The organism is Streptomyces sp. NPDC103540, assembly GCF_055584445.1.
On the sequence record NZ_JBVJMA010000004.1, the window covers coordinates 64,037 to 81,089 of the forward strand.

Below are 17,053 nucleotides of genomic sequence, written 5' to 3' on the forward strand. Positions count from 1 at the left end.
TCCCCGTTCGGGTGGCCCCGTCGCGCGCCGCGCACGAGCCCGACCCCGACGCTGATAAGCGGTGGTGGATGCAGCTGACCTCCCCGCGCCTGCGCGCAGCCCTGCTCGCCGCGGCCTCCCTGACCCTCGTCGCCGCCGTGCTGCCCCCACCGAAGCCCCTGGGCATCGGCGACCCGCTGTTCCCCGAGCTCGGCAACCCCGGCTACGACGTCCTCTCGTACGACCTCTCCCTCACGTACAAGGACAACCGCAGCCCCCTCGACGCCGTCACCGTCATCGAGGCCCGCAGCACCGCGCCGCTGGAGCGCGTCAACCTCGACTTCACCCACGGCACCGTCGCCTCCGCCGAGATCAACGGGGAGAGCGCGCGCTTCGAGAGCGTCGGGGAGGACCTCGTACTGACCCCCGCCCACCCCGTCGCCGCGAGCACACCGCTGCGCATCACCGTCCGGCACACCAGCGACCCCCGCGGCCGGGCGAGCGACGGCGGCTGGGTCGTCACCGAGGACGGCCTCGCCATGGCCAACCAGGCCGACGCCGCCCACCGCGTCTTCCCCTGCAACGACCACCCCGCCGACAAGGCCTGGTTCACCTTCCGCATCACCACCCCCGCCGGACTCACCGCCGTCGCCAACGGCGTACCCGGCGCCCTGCCCGCCGCCCGCGCCGGCGGCGCCACCGAGTGGACCTACCGCACCCTCCACCCCATGGCCACCGAACTCGCCCAGGTCTCCGTGGGACGCTCCGCCGTCCTCCACCGCACCGGCCCCCACGGCCTGCCCCTGCGCGACGTCGTCCCCGAGGCCGACCGCGAGAAGCTGGAACCCTGGCTGAAGAAGACCGCCGGCCACGTCACGTGGATGGAGGACCGCATCGGCCGCTACCCCTTCGAGAACTACGGCGTGCTCATCGCCCGCGCCCGGACCGGCTTCGAGCTGGAGACGCAGACCCTGTCCCTCTTCGAACACGCACTGTTCACCGAGGAGGGCTACCCCGACTGGTACGTCGAATCCGTCATGGTCCACGAACTCGCCCACCAGTGGTTCGGCGACAGCGTCAGCCCCCGCACCTGGTCCGACCTGTGGCTCAACGAGGGCCACGCCACCTGGTACGAAGCCCTCTACGCCGACGGCCTCGGCAAGTACCCCCTCGAACGCCGCATGCGCGAGGCCTACCAGCGCTCCGACCAGTGGCGCGCCGCCGGCGGCCCCCCGGCCGCCCCGAAGCCCGCCGCCCCCGGCGAGAAGATCGGACTCTTCCGCCCCGTCGTCTACGACGGCTCCGCCCTGATCCTCTACGCCCTCCGCCAGGAGATCGGCACCCCGGCCTTCGAACGCGTCCAGCGACGCTGGGTTGCCGAGCACAAGGACGGCGTCGCCGGCACCGACGACTTCGTACGCCTCGCCTCCCAGGAGGCCGGACGCGACCTCAAGGCCTTCCTCGACCCCTGGCTGTACGGCGCCACCACCCCCGAGATGCCCGGACACCCCGAATGGAGCGCCCCCGCCAAGACCCGCGCCCCGGCCCCGGCCCCCGTCCCGGCCCCGGCCCCCGTCCCGGCCCCGGCCGCCGTCCCGGCCCCGGCCGACGGGAAGCCGTAGGAAAACGGTATGACGGGCGAGGAACGGGCATGACACCATCGACGAGGCCGCCGGGGCGGTCCGGGGAATCTCCGGACCGGGCGACGCGTTGGACGTGTCAGCGTTATGTCACGCCCGGCGGTACCTTTGGCCCTGGCCGGCGCGAACCCATCGAATCGACGTTAAGGATCCAATGACCTCCTCTTCTTCCCCTTCCCAGGACCCGCAGGACGCGCAGAACGTGCGCGACCCGCAGAGCTTCACCGAGAGCCTTCGGGCCGATGCCCTGATGGAAGAGGACGTCGCCTGGAGCCACGAGATCGACGGCGAGCGGGACGGCGACCAGCTCGACCGCTCCGAGCGCGCGGCCCTGCGCCGCGTCGCCGGCCTCTCCACCGAACTCGAGGACGTCACCGAAGTCGAGTACCGCCAGCTCCGCCTGGAGCGCGTGGTCCTCGTCGGTGTCTGGACCTCCGGCACCGTCCAGGACGCGGAGAACTCCCTCGCGGAGCTCGCCGCCCTCGCCGAGACGGCCGGTGCCCTCGTGCTCGACGGCGTCATGCAGCGACGCGACAAGCCCGACCCGGCCACCTTCATCGGCTCCGGCAAGGCCCGCGAACTGCGCGACATCGTCCTCGAGAGCGGCGCCGACACCGTCGTCTGCGACGGCGAGCTCAGCCCCGGCCAGCTCATCGCGCTCGAAGACGTGGTCAAGGTCAAGGTCGTCGACCGCACCGCGCTCATCCTCGACATCTTCGCCCAGCACGCGAAGTCCCGAGAGGGCAAGGCCCAGGTCGCACTCGCGCAGATGCAGTACATGCTGCCGCGCCTGCGCGGATGGGGCCAGTCGCTGTCCCGGCAGATGGGTGGCGGCGGCGGTGGCGGCATGGCCACCCGAGGACCCGGTGAAACCAAGATCGAGACCGACCGGCGCCGCATCCGCGAGAAGATGGCGAAGATGCGCCGCGAGATCGCAGAGATGAAGACCGGCCGCGACATCAAGCGGCAGGAACGACGTCGCAACAAGGTGCCCTCGGTCGCCATCGCCGGCTACACCAACGCCGGCAAGTCCTCCCTGCTCAACCGCCTCACCGGCGCGGGCGTCCTGGTCGAGAACGCGCTCTTCGCCACCCTCGACCCCACCGTCCGCCGCGCCGAAACCCCGTCCGGCCGCGTCTACACCCTGGCCGACACCGTCGGATTCGTCCGACACCTGCCCCACCACCTCGTCGAGGCGTTCCGCTCCACGATGGAGGAGGTCGGCGACTCCGACCTCATCCTCCACATCGTCGACGGCTCGCACCCCGCACCGGAGGAGCAGCTGGCCGCCGTACGCGAGGTCATCCGCGAAGTCGGCGCGGTCAACGTGCCCGAGATCGTCGTGATCAACAAGGCCGACGCCGCCGACCCCCTCGTCCTCCAGCGCCTGCTGCGCATCGAACGGCACTCCATCGCCGTCTCGGCACGCACCGGCCAGGGCATCGAGGAACTGCTGGCGCTCATCGACAGCGAGCTCCCGCGACCCGCCGTCGAAGTGGAGGCCCTCGTGCCCTACACCCACGGCGCGCTCATCGCCCGGGCCCACGCCGAGGGCGAGGTGATCTCCGAGGAGCACACCCCGGAGGGCACCCTGCTCAAGGCGCGCGTCCACGCGGAACTGGCCGCCGACCTGGCGCCGTACGTGCCCGCCAAGCACTGACGGAGCCGAGGCCGGCCGCCCGGCCCGGCGCCGCGACCGACACGACGAAGGCCCCCCGCGACCGCGGGGGGCCTTCGTCACGCATCCGTACCGTCGCGGTGCCGGGGACCGGGCCCCGGCACTGCGACCACCGGCACTTCTGCCACCGCTACTGCTACCGCTTGAACTTGGCGCTCACCGCGTCGTAGATGCCCTTGGCCTCCGGACCCAGCCGGGGACCGGCCAACCAACCCGCCTTCGCCGGGCCGATCGACGTGTTCGACACCAGCGCCGGCTTGCCGTCGGCACCGGCCGCGACCCAACCGCCACCCGACGAACCACCCGTCATCGTGCACCCGATGCGGTACATCACCGGATCGGCCTGGCTCAGCGCCAACCGGCCCGGCTTGTCCGCGCACTGGAACGCCCTCTGACCGTCGAACGGGGCCGCCGCCGGGTAACCCGTCGCCGTGATCCCGGCGATCTTCGCCACCGCCGGCGCGTTGAACTCCACCGGCAGCGCCGTACCGACCGTCTCCTCCAGCGACTTCGTGCTGCCCTTCTCCGGCGTCACGTGCAACACCGCGAAGTCGTACGGGGCACCTGCGCCACCCGTCGGACCACCCGTCGCGATCCACTGGTCCGACGTCTGCGCCCAGTCGCTCCACCACACGCCGTACGGGGCCACCTGCTCGCGCGGGGCACCCTTCAGGTCCGCGGCCTGCTTGCCCGCGTTGTTGTACGAGGGGACGAAGGCGATGTTGCGGTACCAACCGCCGGCCTTGCCCGCGTGCACACAGTGCCCCGCGGTCCACACCATGTTCGACTTCCCCGGACGCGCCGGGTCCTTCACCACGGTCGCCGAGCACACCATCGAGCCCTCGGGGCCGTCGAAGAAGACCTTCCCGGACGCCGGAACGCTGGAGTGGTACGGGGCGACGGCGGGCTTGGCCGCGACCGGAGCGGGAGTCGGGTCCGTGACGCCCTGGTCCTTGCCCGCGTCCGGGTCCACCGCCGGACGCTGCGGCTGCTCGGCGTCACGCATGCGGTCCGGGTCCCACAGGCCCTCGATGATCGGGTTGACGTAGTCGCCCGCCTCGCGGAGCCAGTCCTCCTTCTTCCAGTTCTTCCACGCACCCCCCTTCCACTTCTCCAGGTCGAAGCCGTGCTGCTTGAGCTTGTCCTTGAGCTCCTGCGGGATCTGGACGCCGTCAGCGGCGCCGGACGGCAGGGGCGCGGCCACGGTCGGCTTGGAATCGCCGCCCTTGCCGGCCTCGCCGTCGCCGGGTCCGCAGGCCGCGGCGGTCAGCGCGAGCGCGGACGCGCACAGGATCGCGGTGACCGGTCGGTTCGGTCGCATGTCGTAAGTCCCCCTGGTGCTTCGAGGTGTTGAGGCGGTTTCGAGACGGTGTCGCCCGTGGCGGTGTGCAGCACCCCACTATGCCGCCGCCGGATAGGACGGCCACCCCCGGGTCCGCGGTTCCCCGCCACGACCGGCCGAGCCCCCGGCGGGCCGGCCGGGAACGCACCGGCGGACCCACCCGCGGATCCCGCCGCGGGCAAGGATCTTCGGCCGACCCGTGATCCACCGCCGCCCCCGTCGTTGGTACGTACGGGGGACGGCGCAGGAGCGTTCATGTTCGAGGCGCAATCCGGAAGATGAAGACCGTGCGGGAGGACCGACAGTCGTGGCCTTGACCGAGCCGTCCGCAGCCGCGGCGCACATCCCACCGCCGGCGGAGCCGAAGCGCGACCCCGAACCGGAATCGGCACCCGGCGCCGCACTCGGCCCGGGGCGCGAGACCGGACGGGAAACCGGGTGGGAAACCGGACGGGAACGGGGCCCGAGCCCGGAGGCCGCCCCCGCCCCCTCACCCCCGGCCGCCTCACCCCTGGCCCCCTCGCCCCCCGCCCCCTCACGCCTCGCCGCGCCCGTCCCCGGGGCGGACGCCGCGCCGGCGCACGTGCCGCCGCAGGGGGGCCGCGGGCGCGAACCCGCCTCAGCGGAAAGCATCCTGCGCCGCCAGGCCCAGCGGGAGTCCGCGGCACGGACGTACGCCCGCTCGCTGCCCATCGTCCCTGTACGCGCCCGGGGGTTGACCATCGAGGGCGCCGACGGCCGGCGCTACCTCGACTGCCTCTCCGGAGCCGGCACCCTCGCCCTCGGCCACAACCACCCCGTCGTCCTCGAAGCCGTCCGCAAGGTCCTCGACTCGGGCGCCCCGCTGCACGTCCTGGACCTGGCGACCCCGGTCAAGGACGCCTTCACCACCGAACTGTTCGCCAACCTGCCCCCCGCCCTCGCCGCCGACGCCCGCGTCCAGTTCTGCGGCCCCGCCGGAACCGACGCCGTCGAAGCCGCCCTCACCCTGGTCCGCGCCGCCACCGGACGCGACGGGCTGCTCGCCTTCACCGGCGCCTACCACGGCATGACGAGCGGAGCCCTGGCCGCCTCCGGCGGGGCCACCGACGTACGGGTGACACGGCTCCCGTACCCGCAGGACCGCCACTGCCCCTTCGGGGTCGGCGGCGAGGAGGGCGCCCGGCTGGCCGCGGCCTGGACCGAGAACCTGCTGGACGACCCCAAGGGCGGGGTGGCGCCTCCGGCCGGCATGATCCTCGAACCCGTCCAGGGCGAAGGCGGCGTCATCCCCGCCCCGGACGACTGGCTGCGTCGGATGCGCGAGATCACCGCCCGGCGGGGCATCCCCCTGATCGCCGACGAGGTACAGACGGGCGTCGGCCGGACCGGCGCCTTCTGGGGCGTCGACCACGCCGGGGTGGTGCCCGACGTCATGGTCCTGTCCAAGGCCATCGGCGGCAGCCTGCCGCTCGCCGTGATCGTCTACCGCGCCGAGCTGGACGTGTGGGCCCCCGGCGCCCACGCCGGCACCTTCCGCGGCAACCAGCTCGCCATGGCCGCCGGCACCGCCACCCTGGCCTACGTCCGCCGCAACGGCCTCGCCGAACGGGCGGCGACCCTCGGCGCGAGGATGCTGACGGCCCTGCGCGGCCTGGCCGCCGACCAGCCGTGCGTCGGCGAGGTCCGCGGCCGCGGCCTGATGATCGGCCTCGAACTGATCGACCCGGCCACCGGAGCTGCCGCACCCGGCCTCGCCGCCGCCGTGCGCCGGGAATGCCTGGACCGCGGGCTGATCGTGGAACTCGGAGGCCGGCACGCCGCCGTCCTGCGCCTGTTGCCGCCGCTGACCATCACCGACGAACAGGCCGCCGCCGTCCTGGACCGCCTCGCCGACGCCGTCCCCGCCGCAGTCCGCCGGCCCCACTGAGCGAAGGACCTCCCCGATGCCCGACCCCTCCTCCCCCCGCCCCACCCCCACCACCCCCGACAGAACCACCCCCTCCGCCCCCCACCCCCACCCCGAGCCGGGCCCGGCGGCCTCCCCCTCCGGGGAGGCCCGACCGGTGGCGCCCGCCTCCGTGCCCGGGCACGCCACCGCCCCGGTCCCCCCGCGCCCCGCCACCCCGAGCCCGGCCACCCCACCCCCGGCCGACGCGGGCACCGCCACGACGGGCCGCGGCACCCCGCGCACAGTCGCCCCTAGCCCGCCGCCCGGGCCGGCGCGACCCGCCGGGCCGGGCCCGGTCACCCCGGGCACCGTCGCCCCGAGCCCCACCACCCCGCACCCGGCCGACGCGGGCACCGCCACCCCCTGCCCGGCCGCCCCTCGCCCGGCCGACGCAGGAACCGCCGTCCTGCCCGGTGCCCCAGGCGCCGCCGCCCTGCCCGGTGCCCCAGGCGCCGCCGCCCCGGGCCCGGGCACCGCGAGCCCGCCGCCCGGGTCGGCGCGACCCGCCGGGCCGGGCCCGGCCGCGGCGGCCCCCCATCCCGACACCCCCGGGGCCCTCCCCGCCCCGCTCCCGCCCACACCGGGGGAGGCCCCGCGCTCCCGGCAGACCGGGCCGGCGCCGCTGTTCCCGCCGCCCGTCCCGGGGCACAGGCCCCGCACCGGACTGTCCCGGGAGCTGCCCGAGCCCGCGGCGGAAGTCGACGACGGCCGGTCCCACCCCGCGCCCGCACCCCGTCCGGCCGAGACCGTCCCGCCGGGCAGCGTCCCCCGGCAGAAGGACGGCACCCCCAGGCCCCGCGTGGGCGGGGTGGGCCCGGTCGGCCCCGAACCGGCCGCACTGCCCGACCTGCTGGACCACATCGACCCCGCCGTGGCCGCCGAGGCCGCCACGGTGGAGAACCTGCTGCGGTGCTGGGTCCGCGAAAGCGGCATCGGCCGCCCCGACGGGCCCGTCGGAACGCTGCTCCGCATCCCCCTCCCCGCGTCCGGGGCCACCCTGCTGGTTCCGGTCCGTCACTGGTCCCCGACGGGCTGGCACCGCTTCGCCCCCGCCCGACTCGAAGGCGCCCCCGCCCACGCGCCGGCCGTCGACGCCGTCACCCTCGCGTCCCTCATCGCCCGCGAAGGCACCGGCCGAGGCGGAGCCGACCTCGTCGGGCGCGTCGCCGACTCCGTCCGCCGCACCACCGAGTTCATCGCGGACCGGCGCACCCGCCCCACCGCACCCGCCCCTGTCGCCGGCGACCGCTTCCTCAGCGCCGAACAGTCCCTCCTCCTCGGCCACCCCCTCCAGCCCGATCCCAAGAGCCGCGAAGGACTCTCCGAAGCCGACGTACGCCACTATTCACCCGAACTCCACGGCTCCTTCCTCCTGCACTGGGTCGCGGTCGCCCCCACCGCCCTCGCCACCGACTCCGCCTGGACCGAACGAGGCCGCCCCGTCTCCGCCGCGCAACTCCTCGCCCGGCTCGCTCCCGGACTCCCGCTGCCCGCCGGCGCCACCCCCCTTCCCCTGCACCCCTGGCAGGCACGCGACCTCCTTCGACGCCCCGCCGTCGCCGCCCTCCGCGACGCCGGAGTCCTCACCGACCTGGGACCCCACGGCTCGCCCTGGTATCCCACCTCCTCCCTCCGCACCGTCCACCACCCCGACGCGCCGGCCATGCTCAAGCTCTCCCTGGGCCTGCGCATCACCAACAGCCGCCGCGAGAACCTCCGCAAGGAACTCCACCGCGGCGTCGAGGTCCACCGCCTGCTCCGCACCGGCCTCGCGGAACAGTGGCAGGCCCTCCACCCCGGCTTCGACATCGTGCGCGATCCCGCCTGGGTCGCCGTCGACGCCCCCGACGGCACCCCCGTGCCCGGCCTCGACGCCCTGCTGCGTCACAACCCCTTCCGTTCGAACGACCACGCCGTCTGCGTCGCCGCACTGACCTCCCTCCGGCCGTGGCCCGGCCGGACCACGATGCGTTCCCTCCTCGCCGACACCGTCGACCGCCTGTCGCGCACCACCGGCCGGCCCACCTCCGCCGTGGCCGCCGAGTGGTTCCTGCGCTACCTCGACCACGTCGTCCTGCCGGTCCTCGCCTTCGACGCGCTCGCCGGCATCGCCCTCGAAGCGCACCAACAGAACACCCTGGTGCTCCTCGACCCGGCGGGCTGGCCCGTCGGCGGTCGCTTCCGCGACAACCAGGGCTACTACTTCCGCGACTCCCGACGCGAGGAGCTGGAACAACGCCTCCCCGGCATCGGCGCCGCCAGCGACACCTTCGTCCCCGACGCCGTCACCGACGAACGCTTCACCTACTACCTCGGCATCAACAACGTGCTCGGCCTGATCGGGGCCTTCGGATCCCAGCGCCTCGCCGACGAACGAGTCCTCCTCGCCGCCTTCCGCCGCTTCCTCGGCAAGGCCGCGGCCCTCGGCCCCGTCCCCGCCCGACTCCTCGACTCACCCACCCTGCGCTGCAAAGCGAACCTGCTCACCCGCCTGGGCGGACTCGACGAGCTGGTCGGCCCGGTCGCCACCCAGTCCGTCTACGTCACCATCGCCAACCCCCTTCACGATTGACGCGCTCCCAAGGATCCGGAGAAGAGCCCGATGCCCCCCACCGACACCACCACCGGCTTCGTCCCCGGTGCCACCCGCCACGGGACCACCGGGCCCCGCCTCACCCCCGACCTGCTGCCCCTGCTCGCCGAGGCGGACCTCCTCGACTCGCCGGCCGGCTGGGGCACCGTCGCCACCCCGGCCGGAGCCTTCCGGCTGCAGCCCGTACGACCCGACCGCGACCTGGACCTCCTCGTCCGTTGGATGAACGACCCCGAGGTGGCCGCCTACTGGGACCTCGACGGGCCCGCCGCCGTCACCGCCGCCCACCTGCGGACCCAACTGGGCGGCGACGGACGGAGCATCCCCTGCCTGGGTCTCCTCGACGGCACCCCGATGAGCTACTGGGAGATCTACCGGGCCGCCCACGACCCGATCGCCCTGCACTACCCGGCACGCCCCGACGACACCGGTATCCACCTGCTCATCGGAGACGGCACGAACCGCGGCCGGGGTCTCGGCGGCACGCTCCTGCGCGCCGTCGCCGACCTCGTCCTCGACAACCGGCCCCGCTGCGCCCGCGTCATCGCCGAACCGGACATCCGCAACACCCCCTCCGTATCAGCCTTCCTGACCGCCGGATTCCGCTACGCCGCGGAACTCGACCTCCCCGAGAAGCGCGCCGCCCTGATGATTCGGGACCGGGCGCTGCGCAACCTCCTCTGATCGCCGCCCCGCTCCCGCTCACGCGGTGGACGTGAGCGCTTCACACAGGGAAAACTCTGCGTCGCGCAGGAAAGTTCCCGATCGTGGTCGCTTCGCCCGGACGGTCCGCCACTGTCACCGGCGCCCCGTAGGGTTGGTCCTGCTATGACGAAGCCCTCCCTCCCCGACCTGCTGCACGCCGCCGTATCCGCCGTCGGCGGTACGGAGCGGCCCGGCCAGGTGGCCATGGCCGAAGCCGTCGCCGAAGCCATCGACGAGAACTCCCACCGGCTGATCCAGGCCGGCACCGGCACCGGCAAGTCCCTCGGCTACCTGGTGCCCGCCCTCGCCCACGGTGAGCGCGTCGTCGTGGCCACCGCGACGCTCGCCCTCCAGCGCCAGCTGGTCGAGCGCGACCTGCCGCGCACGGTCGAGGCGCTGCACCCGCAGCTGCGCCGCCGCCCCCAGTTCGCGATGCTCAAGGGGAGGTCGAACTACCTCTGCCTGCACCGCCTGCACGAAGGCGCCCCGCAGGACGAGGAGGAGGGGCTCTTCGACCAGTTCGAGGCGGCCGCCCCCTCCAGCAAGCTCGGCCAGGACCTGCTGCGGCTGCGCGACTGGGCGGACGAGACGGAGACGGGCGACCGCGACGACCTCACGCCCGGTGTCTCGGACCGGGCCTGGGGTCAGATCTCGGTGTCTTCCCGGGAGTGCCTCGGCGCCACGAAGTGCGCTTACGGGGCCGAGTGCTTCGCGGAGGCGGCCCGCGAGCGGGCCAAGCTCGCCGACGTCGTCGTCACCAACCACGCGCTGCTCGCCATCGACGCCATCGAGGGCGCCCCCGTCCTGCCCCAGCACGAGGTGCTGATCGTCGACGAGGCCCACGAACTGGTCTCGCGCGTGACCGGCGTCGCCACCGGAGAGCTGACGCCGGGCCAGGTCAACCGGGCCGTGAAGCGGGCCGCGAAACTGGTCGACGAGAAGACGGCGGACTCCCTCCAGACCGCCTCCGAGACCTTCGAGCGGGTCATGGAGCTGGCGCTGCCCGGCCGCCTCGAAGAGATCCCCGAAGACCTCGGGTACGCGCTGATGGCCCTGCGGGACGCCGCCCGCAACGTGATCTCCGCGATCGGGGCCACCCGCGACAAGTCCGTCCACGACGAGGACGCCGTGCGCAAGCAGGCGCTGGCGGCCGTGGAGAACGTCCACGCCGTGGCGGAGCGCATCACCAACGGCTCCGAGTACGACGTCGTCTGGTACGAGCGCCACGACCGGTTCGGGGCCACGCTGAGGGTCGCCCCGCTCTCCGTGTCCGGGCTGCTGCGCGAGAAGCTGTTCGAGGACCGGTCCGTGGTCCTCACCTCGGCCACCCTCAAGCTCGGCGGCGACTTCAACGGCGTCGCCGCCTCCCTCGGCCTGTCCGCCGAGGGCGTCGAGGGAGAGGGCGTGCCCGTGTGGCGCGGCCTCGACGTCGGCTCCCCCTTCGACTACCCCAGGCAGGGGATCCTCTACGTCGCCAGGCACCTGGCCACCCCCGGCCGCGAGGGAACCCGCGGCGACATGATGGACGAGCTCGCCGAGCTGATCGAAGCCGCCGGCGGTCGTACCCTCGGCCTCTTCTCCTCCATGCGCGGCGCCAAGGCAGCGGCCGAGGAGCTCCGGGGCCGGCTCGACAACCCGATCCTGCTCCAGGGCGAGGAAACCCTGGGCGAGCTGATCAAGACCTTCGCCGCGGATCCGCGGACCTGCCTGTTCGGGACGCTCTCCCTCTGGCAGGGCGTGGACGTCCCGGGCCCCAGCTGCCAGCTCGTGATCATGGACCGGATCCCGTTCCCGCGCCCCGACGACCCGCTCATGAGCGCGCGGCAGAAGTCGGTGGAGGAACACGGCGGCAACGGGTTCATGGCGGTCGCCGCCACCCACGCGGCCCTGCTCATGGCCCAGGGTGCGGGCCGGCTCGTCCGGGCCTCCGGCGACCGGGGCGTCGTGGCCGTTTTGGACCCCAGGCTGGCCACGGCCCGCTACGGGAGCTTCCTGAAGGCCACCCTGCCCGACTTCTGGTACACCACGGACCGCAATCAGGTACGCCGCTCCCTGGCCGCGATCGACGCCTCGGCCAAGGCGGACGGCAAGTAGCGGGGAGGGGCGACGTGCCCGCCGCGGTGGGCCCGGCCGTCCGTACCCGGTCCCGGACATGGAACAGCTCCGGGACCGGCGCAGTGGGTCCCGGAGCTGGCTGAGGGGCGACGGGTCAGACCCGGCGCAGTACCGCGACGACCTTGCCGAGGATGGTGGCGTCGTCGCCGGGGATCGGCTGGTAGGCGGCGTTGTGAGGGAGCAGCCACACGTGCCCGTCCTCGCGCTTGAAGCGCTTGACCGTGGCTTCGCCGTCCAGCATCGCGGCGACGATGTCGCCATTCTCCGCGACGGGCTGGCGGCGGACGGTGACCCAGTCGCCGTCGCAGATGGCCGCTTCGATCATCGAGTCGCCGACGACCTTCAGGACGAACAGCTCGCCGTCACCGACCAGCTGCCGGGGGAGCGGGAAGACGTCCTCCACGGACTCCTCGGCGAGGATCGGGCCGCCGGCCGCGATCCGGCCCACGAGGGGGACGTAGGAGGCCGCCGGCTTGCCGGTGGTGTCGGTCGGCTGCGAGCTGGGCTGGTCGGAGCCGCGCACCTCGTAGGCCCGGGGGCGGTGCGGGTCGCGGCGTAGGAAGCCCTTGCGCTCCAGGGCCATGAGCTGGTGCGCGACGGACGAGGTGCTGGAGAGGCCGACGGCCTGGCCGATCTCCCGCATGGACGGCGGGTAACCCCGACGCTGCACGGAGTCCCTGATGACCTCGATGACCCGCCGCTGCCGGTCCGTGAGCCCGGAGCTGTCGGCGCGGATGCCTGGAGGTCGACCTGGCAGCGAGCGCGCGGGGCGTACGGAATCCGCCTCCGGATTCTGACCTGCGTCATTCATGGCATGCACCGGCTCGAGTCGGCTCTGGGAGCGGTTCTGGGCAGTGATGGTGGCACTGTCTGCGGTGGTGGTCACGTCGGCGGCCCCTCTCGAAATGTTCTCCCTGGCTGGACAACGGTAGTAGCTTTCGAAAGGTTGCGCCAAACACACGTTCGAGTGAAAAATCGCGGATCGCCCACCTGGGTTAGAGCGGTGGGTGTATGGACAGGTGGTCGCCCGAACGCCGGTTCGGCTCCGCCCGTGCTGTTTACGGTACCCTTCCGGGTTGGATCGCCGCCCTGCCCGGGACGCCCAGTGTGGCACTCCCGAGGCCTGTGACCGCCCGTCGGGCACCGCGACACGCGGAGTGGCGAAAATCCCGTCCAACCCAAGATCTAGTGGTTGGATGAGCGCTGCCACCCAGAAGTTGTGGTCGTCGGGTCTGCCGAGGTCTCCGACATCGCATATGCTGGTGGCTGCTCCACGAGCCCCCGGCAGAGATTTTCCTCAGCCGTTCAGGGGCTCCGTGGGGTGATTCGGTCGTGCCAAACGAAGGGTGAGGGAACCGTGCACTGCCCCTTCTGCAGGCACCCCGACAGTCGCGTCGTCGACAGCCGGACCACGGACGACGGCACGTCGATCCGCCGGCGCCGTCAGTGCCCCGACTGCTCCCGTCGCTTCACGACGGTGGAGACGGCCTCGCTGATGGTCATCAAGCGCAGCGGCGTGACCGAACCCTTCAGTCGCACCAAGGTCATCTCCGGCGTCCGCAAGGCGTGCCAGGGGCGACCGGTCACCGAGGACGCCCTCGCCAAGCTCGGCCAGCGGGTCGAGGAGGCGGTGCGCGCCACCGGGAGCGCCGAGCTGACCACCCATGACGTGGGTCTGGCCATACTCGGCCCGTTGCAGGAGCTCGACCTCGTCGCGTACCTGCGGTTCGCATCCGTTTACAAAGCGTTCGACACCCTTGAAGACTTCGAGACCGCCATCGCCGAATTGCGCGAGCCGCGGCCTCATTCTCACGAGTGCGAGCACGGAGGGACCCCTTCGGTCGTCCCCGTGCCCGCCTCCGCCGCCGACTGACCGGACGGCCGCAGTGCAGCGCGGCCGTCACCGGTAGTCGTCAGGGCGAGATCCGTAGATACAAGACACACACCGTGCCCGTGGAATAACGCTGGCACTTTAGGGCGTTTTCGCCCGATATGGGAGGCGGCATGACAGAGACGGCGAGCGGCTCGGCGCGAGGTTCCCGTACCAAGGGGACCAAGGCGGCCAAGGGCGGCCTGCGTATCGAGCGCATCCACACCACCCCGGGCGTGCACCCGTACGACGAGGTGAGCTGGGAGCTCCGTGACGTCGTCATGACCAACTGGCGCGACGGCTCGGTGAACTTCGAGCAGCGTGGCGTCGAGTTCCCCGACTTCTGGTCGGTGAACGCGGTCAACATCGTCACCAGCAAGTACTTCCGCGGCGCGGTCGGCACCCCGCAGCGCGAGACCGGTCTGAAGCAGCTCATCGACCGGATCGTGAAGACCTACACCAAGGCCGGCGACGACCACGGTTACTTCGCCTCCCCCGCGGACTCCGAGATCTTCGAGCACGAGCTGACGTACGCGCTCCTGCACCAGGTCTTCAGCTTCAACTCGCCGGTGTGGTTCAACGTCGGCACGCCCCAGCCGCAGCAGGTCTCCGCCTGCTTCATCCTGGCCGTCGACGACTCCATGGAGTCGATCCTCGACTGGTACAAGGAAGAGGGCATGATCTTCAAGGGCGGCTCCGGCGCCGGCCTGAACCTCTCCCGCATCCGCTCCTCCAAGGAGCTCCTCTCCTCCGGCGGCAACGCCTCCGGCCCGGTCTCCTTCATGCGCGGCGCCGACGCGTCCGCAGGAACGATCAAGTCGGGTGGCGCGACCCGCCGCGCGGCCAAGATGGTCGTCCTGGACGTGGACCACCCGGACGTCGAGGACTTCATCGCCACCAAGGTGAAGGAGGAGGAGAAGATCCGCGCCCTGCGTGACGCGGGCTTCGACATGGACCTGGGCGGCGACGACATCACGTCCGTCCAGTACCAGAACGCCAACAACTCGGTCCGCGTGAACGACGAGTTCATGACGGCCGTCGAGAACGGCACCGACTTCGGCCTGCGCGCCCGCATGACCGGCGAGGTCATCGAGACGGTCGACGCCAAGGCGCTGTTCCGCAAGCTGGCCGAGGCCGCGTGGGCCTGCGCCGACCCGGGCATCCAGTACGACGGTGTGATCAACAACTGGCACACCTGCCCCGAATCCGGCCGCATCACCGCGTCCAACCCGTGCAGCGAGTACATGCACCTGGACAACACGTCCTGCAACCTCGCCTCGCTCAACCTGATGAAGTTCCTGAACGACGACGGCAAGGGCAGCCAGTCCTTCGACGCCGAGCGCTTCTCCAAGGTCGTCGAGCTCGTCATCACCGCGATGGACATCTCGATCTGCTTCGCGGACTTCCCGACGCAGAAGATCGGCGAGAACACCCGCGCCTTCCGCCAGCTCGGCATCGGCTACGCCAACCTCGGCGCCCTGCTGATGGCCACCGGTCACGCGTACGACTCGGACGGCGGCCGCACCCTCGCCGCCTCCATCACCTCGCTGATGACCGGCACCGCCTACAAGCGTTCCGCCGAGCTGGCCGCCATCGTCGGCCCGTACGACGGCTACGCCCGCAACGCCGAGTCGCACAAGCGCGTCATGAAGCAGCACGCCGACGCCAATGCCCTCGCGCCGCGCACCGACGACCTCGACAACGTGATCTGGGCCGCGGCCACCGAGGCCTGGCAGGACGTCCTGCGCCTCGGCGAGAAGAACGGCTTCCGCAACTCCCAGGCCTCCGTGCTCGCGCCGACCGGCACCATCGGTCTCGCGATGTCCTGCGACACCACGGGCGTCGAGCCGGACCTGGCCCTGGTCAAGTTCAAGAAGCTCGTCGGCGGCGGCTCGATGCAGATCGTCAACGGCACCGTCCCGCAGGCCCTGCGCCGCCTGGGATACGCCGAGGAGCAGATCGAGGCGATCGTCACCCACATCGCCGAGCACGGCAACGTGGTCGACGCCCCCGCCCTGAAGACCGAGCACTACGAGGTCTTCGACTGCGCGATGGGCGAGCGCTCCATCTCCCCGATGGGCCACGTCCGCATGATGGCCGCGATCCAGCCCTGGATCTCCGGTGCGATCTCGAAGACGGTCAACATGCCGGAGACGGCGACCGTCGAGGAGATCGAGGAGATCTACTTCGAGGCGTGGAAGATGGGCGTCAAGGCGCTCGCGATCTACCGCGACAACTGCAAGGTCGGTCAGCCCCTCTCCGCCAAGAAGAAGGAGGAGGAGAAGACCGAGATCACCGAGAAGGCCGAGGAGACGATCCGCACGGCCGTCGAGAAGGTCATCGAGTACCGTCCGGTCCGCAAGCGCCTGCCCAAGGGCCGCCCGGGGATCACCACCTCCTTCACCGTCGGTGGCGCCGAGGGCTACATGACGGCGAACTCCTACCCGGACGACGGTCTCGGCGAGGTCTTCCTGAAGATGTCCAAGCAGGGCTCGACCCTCGCGGGCATGATGGACGCCTTCTCCATCGCCGTCTCGGTCGGTCTGCAGTACGGCGTCCCGCTGGAGACGTACGTCGCGAAGTTCACCAACATGCGCTTCGAGCCGGCGGGCATGACGGACGACCCGGACGTGCGGATGGCGCAGTCGATCGTCGACTACATCTTCCGCCGCGTGGCGCTCGACTTCCTCCCGTTCGAGACCCGCTCCGCCCTCGGCATCCACTCCGCCGAGGAGCGTCAGCGTCACCTCGACACCGGCTCGTACGAGCCGCTGGAAGAGGAGCTCGACACCGAGACCCTCGCCCAGTCGGCGCCCGTCGCGGCGGTCGCCGCGGCCAAGCCGGTGGCGGTCGTCCCGGTCCCGGCCCCGAAGACGGCGCACAGCAACGCCGAGCTGGTCGAGATGCAGATGGGCGTCTCCGCCGACGCCCCGCTGTGCTTCTCCTGCGGCACCAAGATGCAGCGCGCCGGCTCCTGCTACATCTGCGAGGGCTGCGGCTCCACCAGCGGCTGCAGCTGAGCCTGCCGGAACCGCATCTGCCGTGAGCAGGTGTAGCCGAGCCGCCTGAGCGGTGGCTCAAAGGGGGTGTCGACCGATGGTCGGCACCCCCTTTCGCACGTCGTCGGCGATCCGATCTCCCTCGACGACCGCGCGACCGATACGACGGCGTCCGCGACCTCTGTTCGCGCCGGCCGCTTGG

Annotated in this window: 10 protein-coding genes; 8 read left to right on the plus strand and 2 right to left on the minus strand. The window is 72.2% G+C overall.

The genetic code is table 11. The features are described from left to right. The first annotated feature begins 68 nt into the window (after nt 1-68). Both ACZ6ZI_RS11270 and hflX read left to right on the plus strand, forming a co-directional pair. The gene (locus ACZ6ZI_RS11270) at nt 69-1,601 is read left to right on the plus strand and encodes a M1 family metallopeptidase (protein WP_469518771.1); all 1,533 of its coding nucleotides are present in this window, start codon (nt 69-71) and stop codon (nt 1,599-1,601) included. Between the two features lie 172 nt (nt 1,602-1,773). Then, a complete protein-coding gene (gene hflX / locus ACZ6ZI_RS11275; RefSeq protein ID WP_469518773.1) occupies nt 1,774-3,279 on the plus strand; it encodes a GTPase HflX in 1,506 nt (501 codons plus the stop codon). 154 nt (nt 3,280-3,433) lie between these two features. Here the strand turns inward: hflX and ACZ6ZI_RS11280 are convergent, their stop codons facing one another. Beyond that, on the minus strand, nt 3,434-4,618 hold the full coding sequence (locus tag ACZ6ZI_RS11280) for a trypsin-like serine peptidase (RefSeq protein WP_469518775.1): 1,185 nt from the start codon (nt 4,616-4,618) through the stop codon (nt 3,434-3,436). A 604-nt stretch (nt 4,619-5,222) separates the two neighbouring features. On the opposite strand from ACZ6ZI_RS11280, the gene ACZ6ZI_RS11285 reads away from it, so the two are divergent. The 4 genes from ACZ6ZI_RS11285 (at nt 5,223) to ACZ6ZI_RS11300 (ending at nt 11,961) form a co-directional block, all read left to right on the plus strand. After that, a complete protein-coding gene (locus ACZ6ZI_RS11285; RefSeq protein ID WP_469519566.1) occupies nt 5,223-6,548 on the plus strand; it encodes a diaminobutyrate--2-oxoglutarate transaminase family protein in 1,326 nt (441 codons plus the stop codon). A 697-nt stretch (nt 6,549-7,245) separates the two neighbouring features. Continuing rightward, on the plus strand, nt 7,246-9,141 hold the full coding sequence (locus ACZ6ZI_RS11290) for an IucA/IucC family protein (RefSeq protein ID WP_469519569.1): 1,896 nt from the start codon (nt 7,246-7,248) through the stop codon (nt 9,139-9,141). A 30-nt stretch (nt 9,142-9,171) separates the two neighbouring features. Then, entirely contained in the window at nt 9,172-9,846 is a 675-nt protein-coding gene (locus ACZ6ZI_RS11295) for a GNAT family N-acetyltransferase (RefSeq protein WP_469518776.1), read from the plus strand. Between the two features lie 144 nt (nt 9,847-9,990). Next, nucleotides 9,991-11,961: an ATP-dependent DNA helicase gene (locus ACZ6ZI_RS11300; protein WP_469518778.1), complete on the plus strand. Its 1,971-nt coding sequence runs from the start codon at nt 9,991-9,993 to the stop codon at nt 11,959-11,961. 115 nt (nt 11,962-12,076) lie between these two features. Here the strand turns inward: ACZ6ZI_RS11300 and lexA are convergent, their stop codons facing one another. Then, a complete protein-coding gene (lexA, locus tag ACZ6ZI_RS11305) occupies nt 12,077-12,868 on the minus strand; it encodes a transcriptional repressor LexA (protein ID WP_363052520.1) in 792 nt (263 codons plus the stop codon). A 471-nt stretch (nt 12,869-13,339) separates the two neighbouring features. Here lexA and nrdR point away from each other — a divergent pair, with 471 nt between their 5' ends. Further along, complete coding sequence (gene nrdR / locus ACZ6ZI_RS11310; protein ID WP_363052522.1) at nt 13,340-13,855, plus strand: transcriptional regulator NrdR; 516 nt, start codon at nt 13,340-13,342, stop codon at nt 13,853-13,855. 131 nt (nt 13,856-13,986) lie between these two features. Next, nucleotides 13,987-16,872, plus strand: coding sequence for a vitamin B12-dependent ribonucleotide reductase (locus ACZ6ZI_RS11315; RefSeq protein ID WP_469518780.1), 2,886 nt, complete (start codon nt 13,987-13,989; stop codon nt 16,870-16,872). Nucleotides 16,873-17,053: the final 181 nt, after the last annotated feature.

Excerpts from the sequence above, each read along its gene's own strand:
- hflX (WP_469518773.1), top strand. The coding sequence starts at position 1,774 with ATGACCTCCTCTTCTTCCCCTTCCCAGGACCCGCAGGACGCGCAGAAC.
- ACZ6ZI_RS11270 (WP_469518771.1), top strand. The coding sequence starts at position 69 with ATGCAGCTGACCTCCCCGCGCCTGCGCGCAGCCCTGCTCGCCGCGGCC.
- ACZ6ZI_RS11300 (WP_469518778.1), top strand. The coding sequence starts at position 9,991 with ATGACGAAGCCCTCCCTCCCCGACCTGCTGCACGCCGCCGTATCCGCC.
- ACZ6ZI_RS11295 (WP_469518776.1), top strand. The coding sequence starts at position 9,172 with ATGCCCCCCACCGACACCACCACCGGCTTCGTCCCCGGTGCCACCCGC.
- ACZ6ZI_RS11280 (WP_469518775.1), bottom strand. The coding sequence starts at position 4,618 with ATGCGACCGAACCGACCGGTCACCGCGATCCTGTGCGCGTCCGCGCTC.
- ACZ6ZI_RS11315 (WP_469518780.1), top strand. The coding sequence starts at position 13,987 with ATGACAGAGACGGCGAGCGGCTCGGCGCGAGGTTCCCGTACCAAGGGG.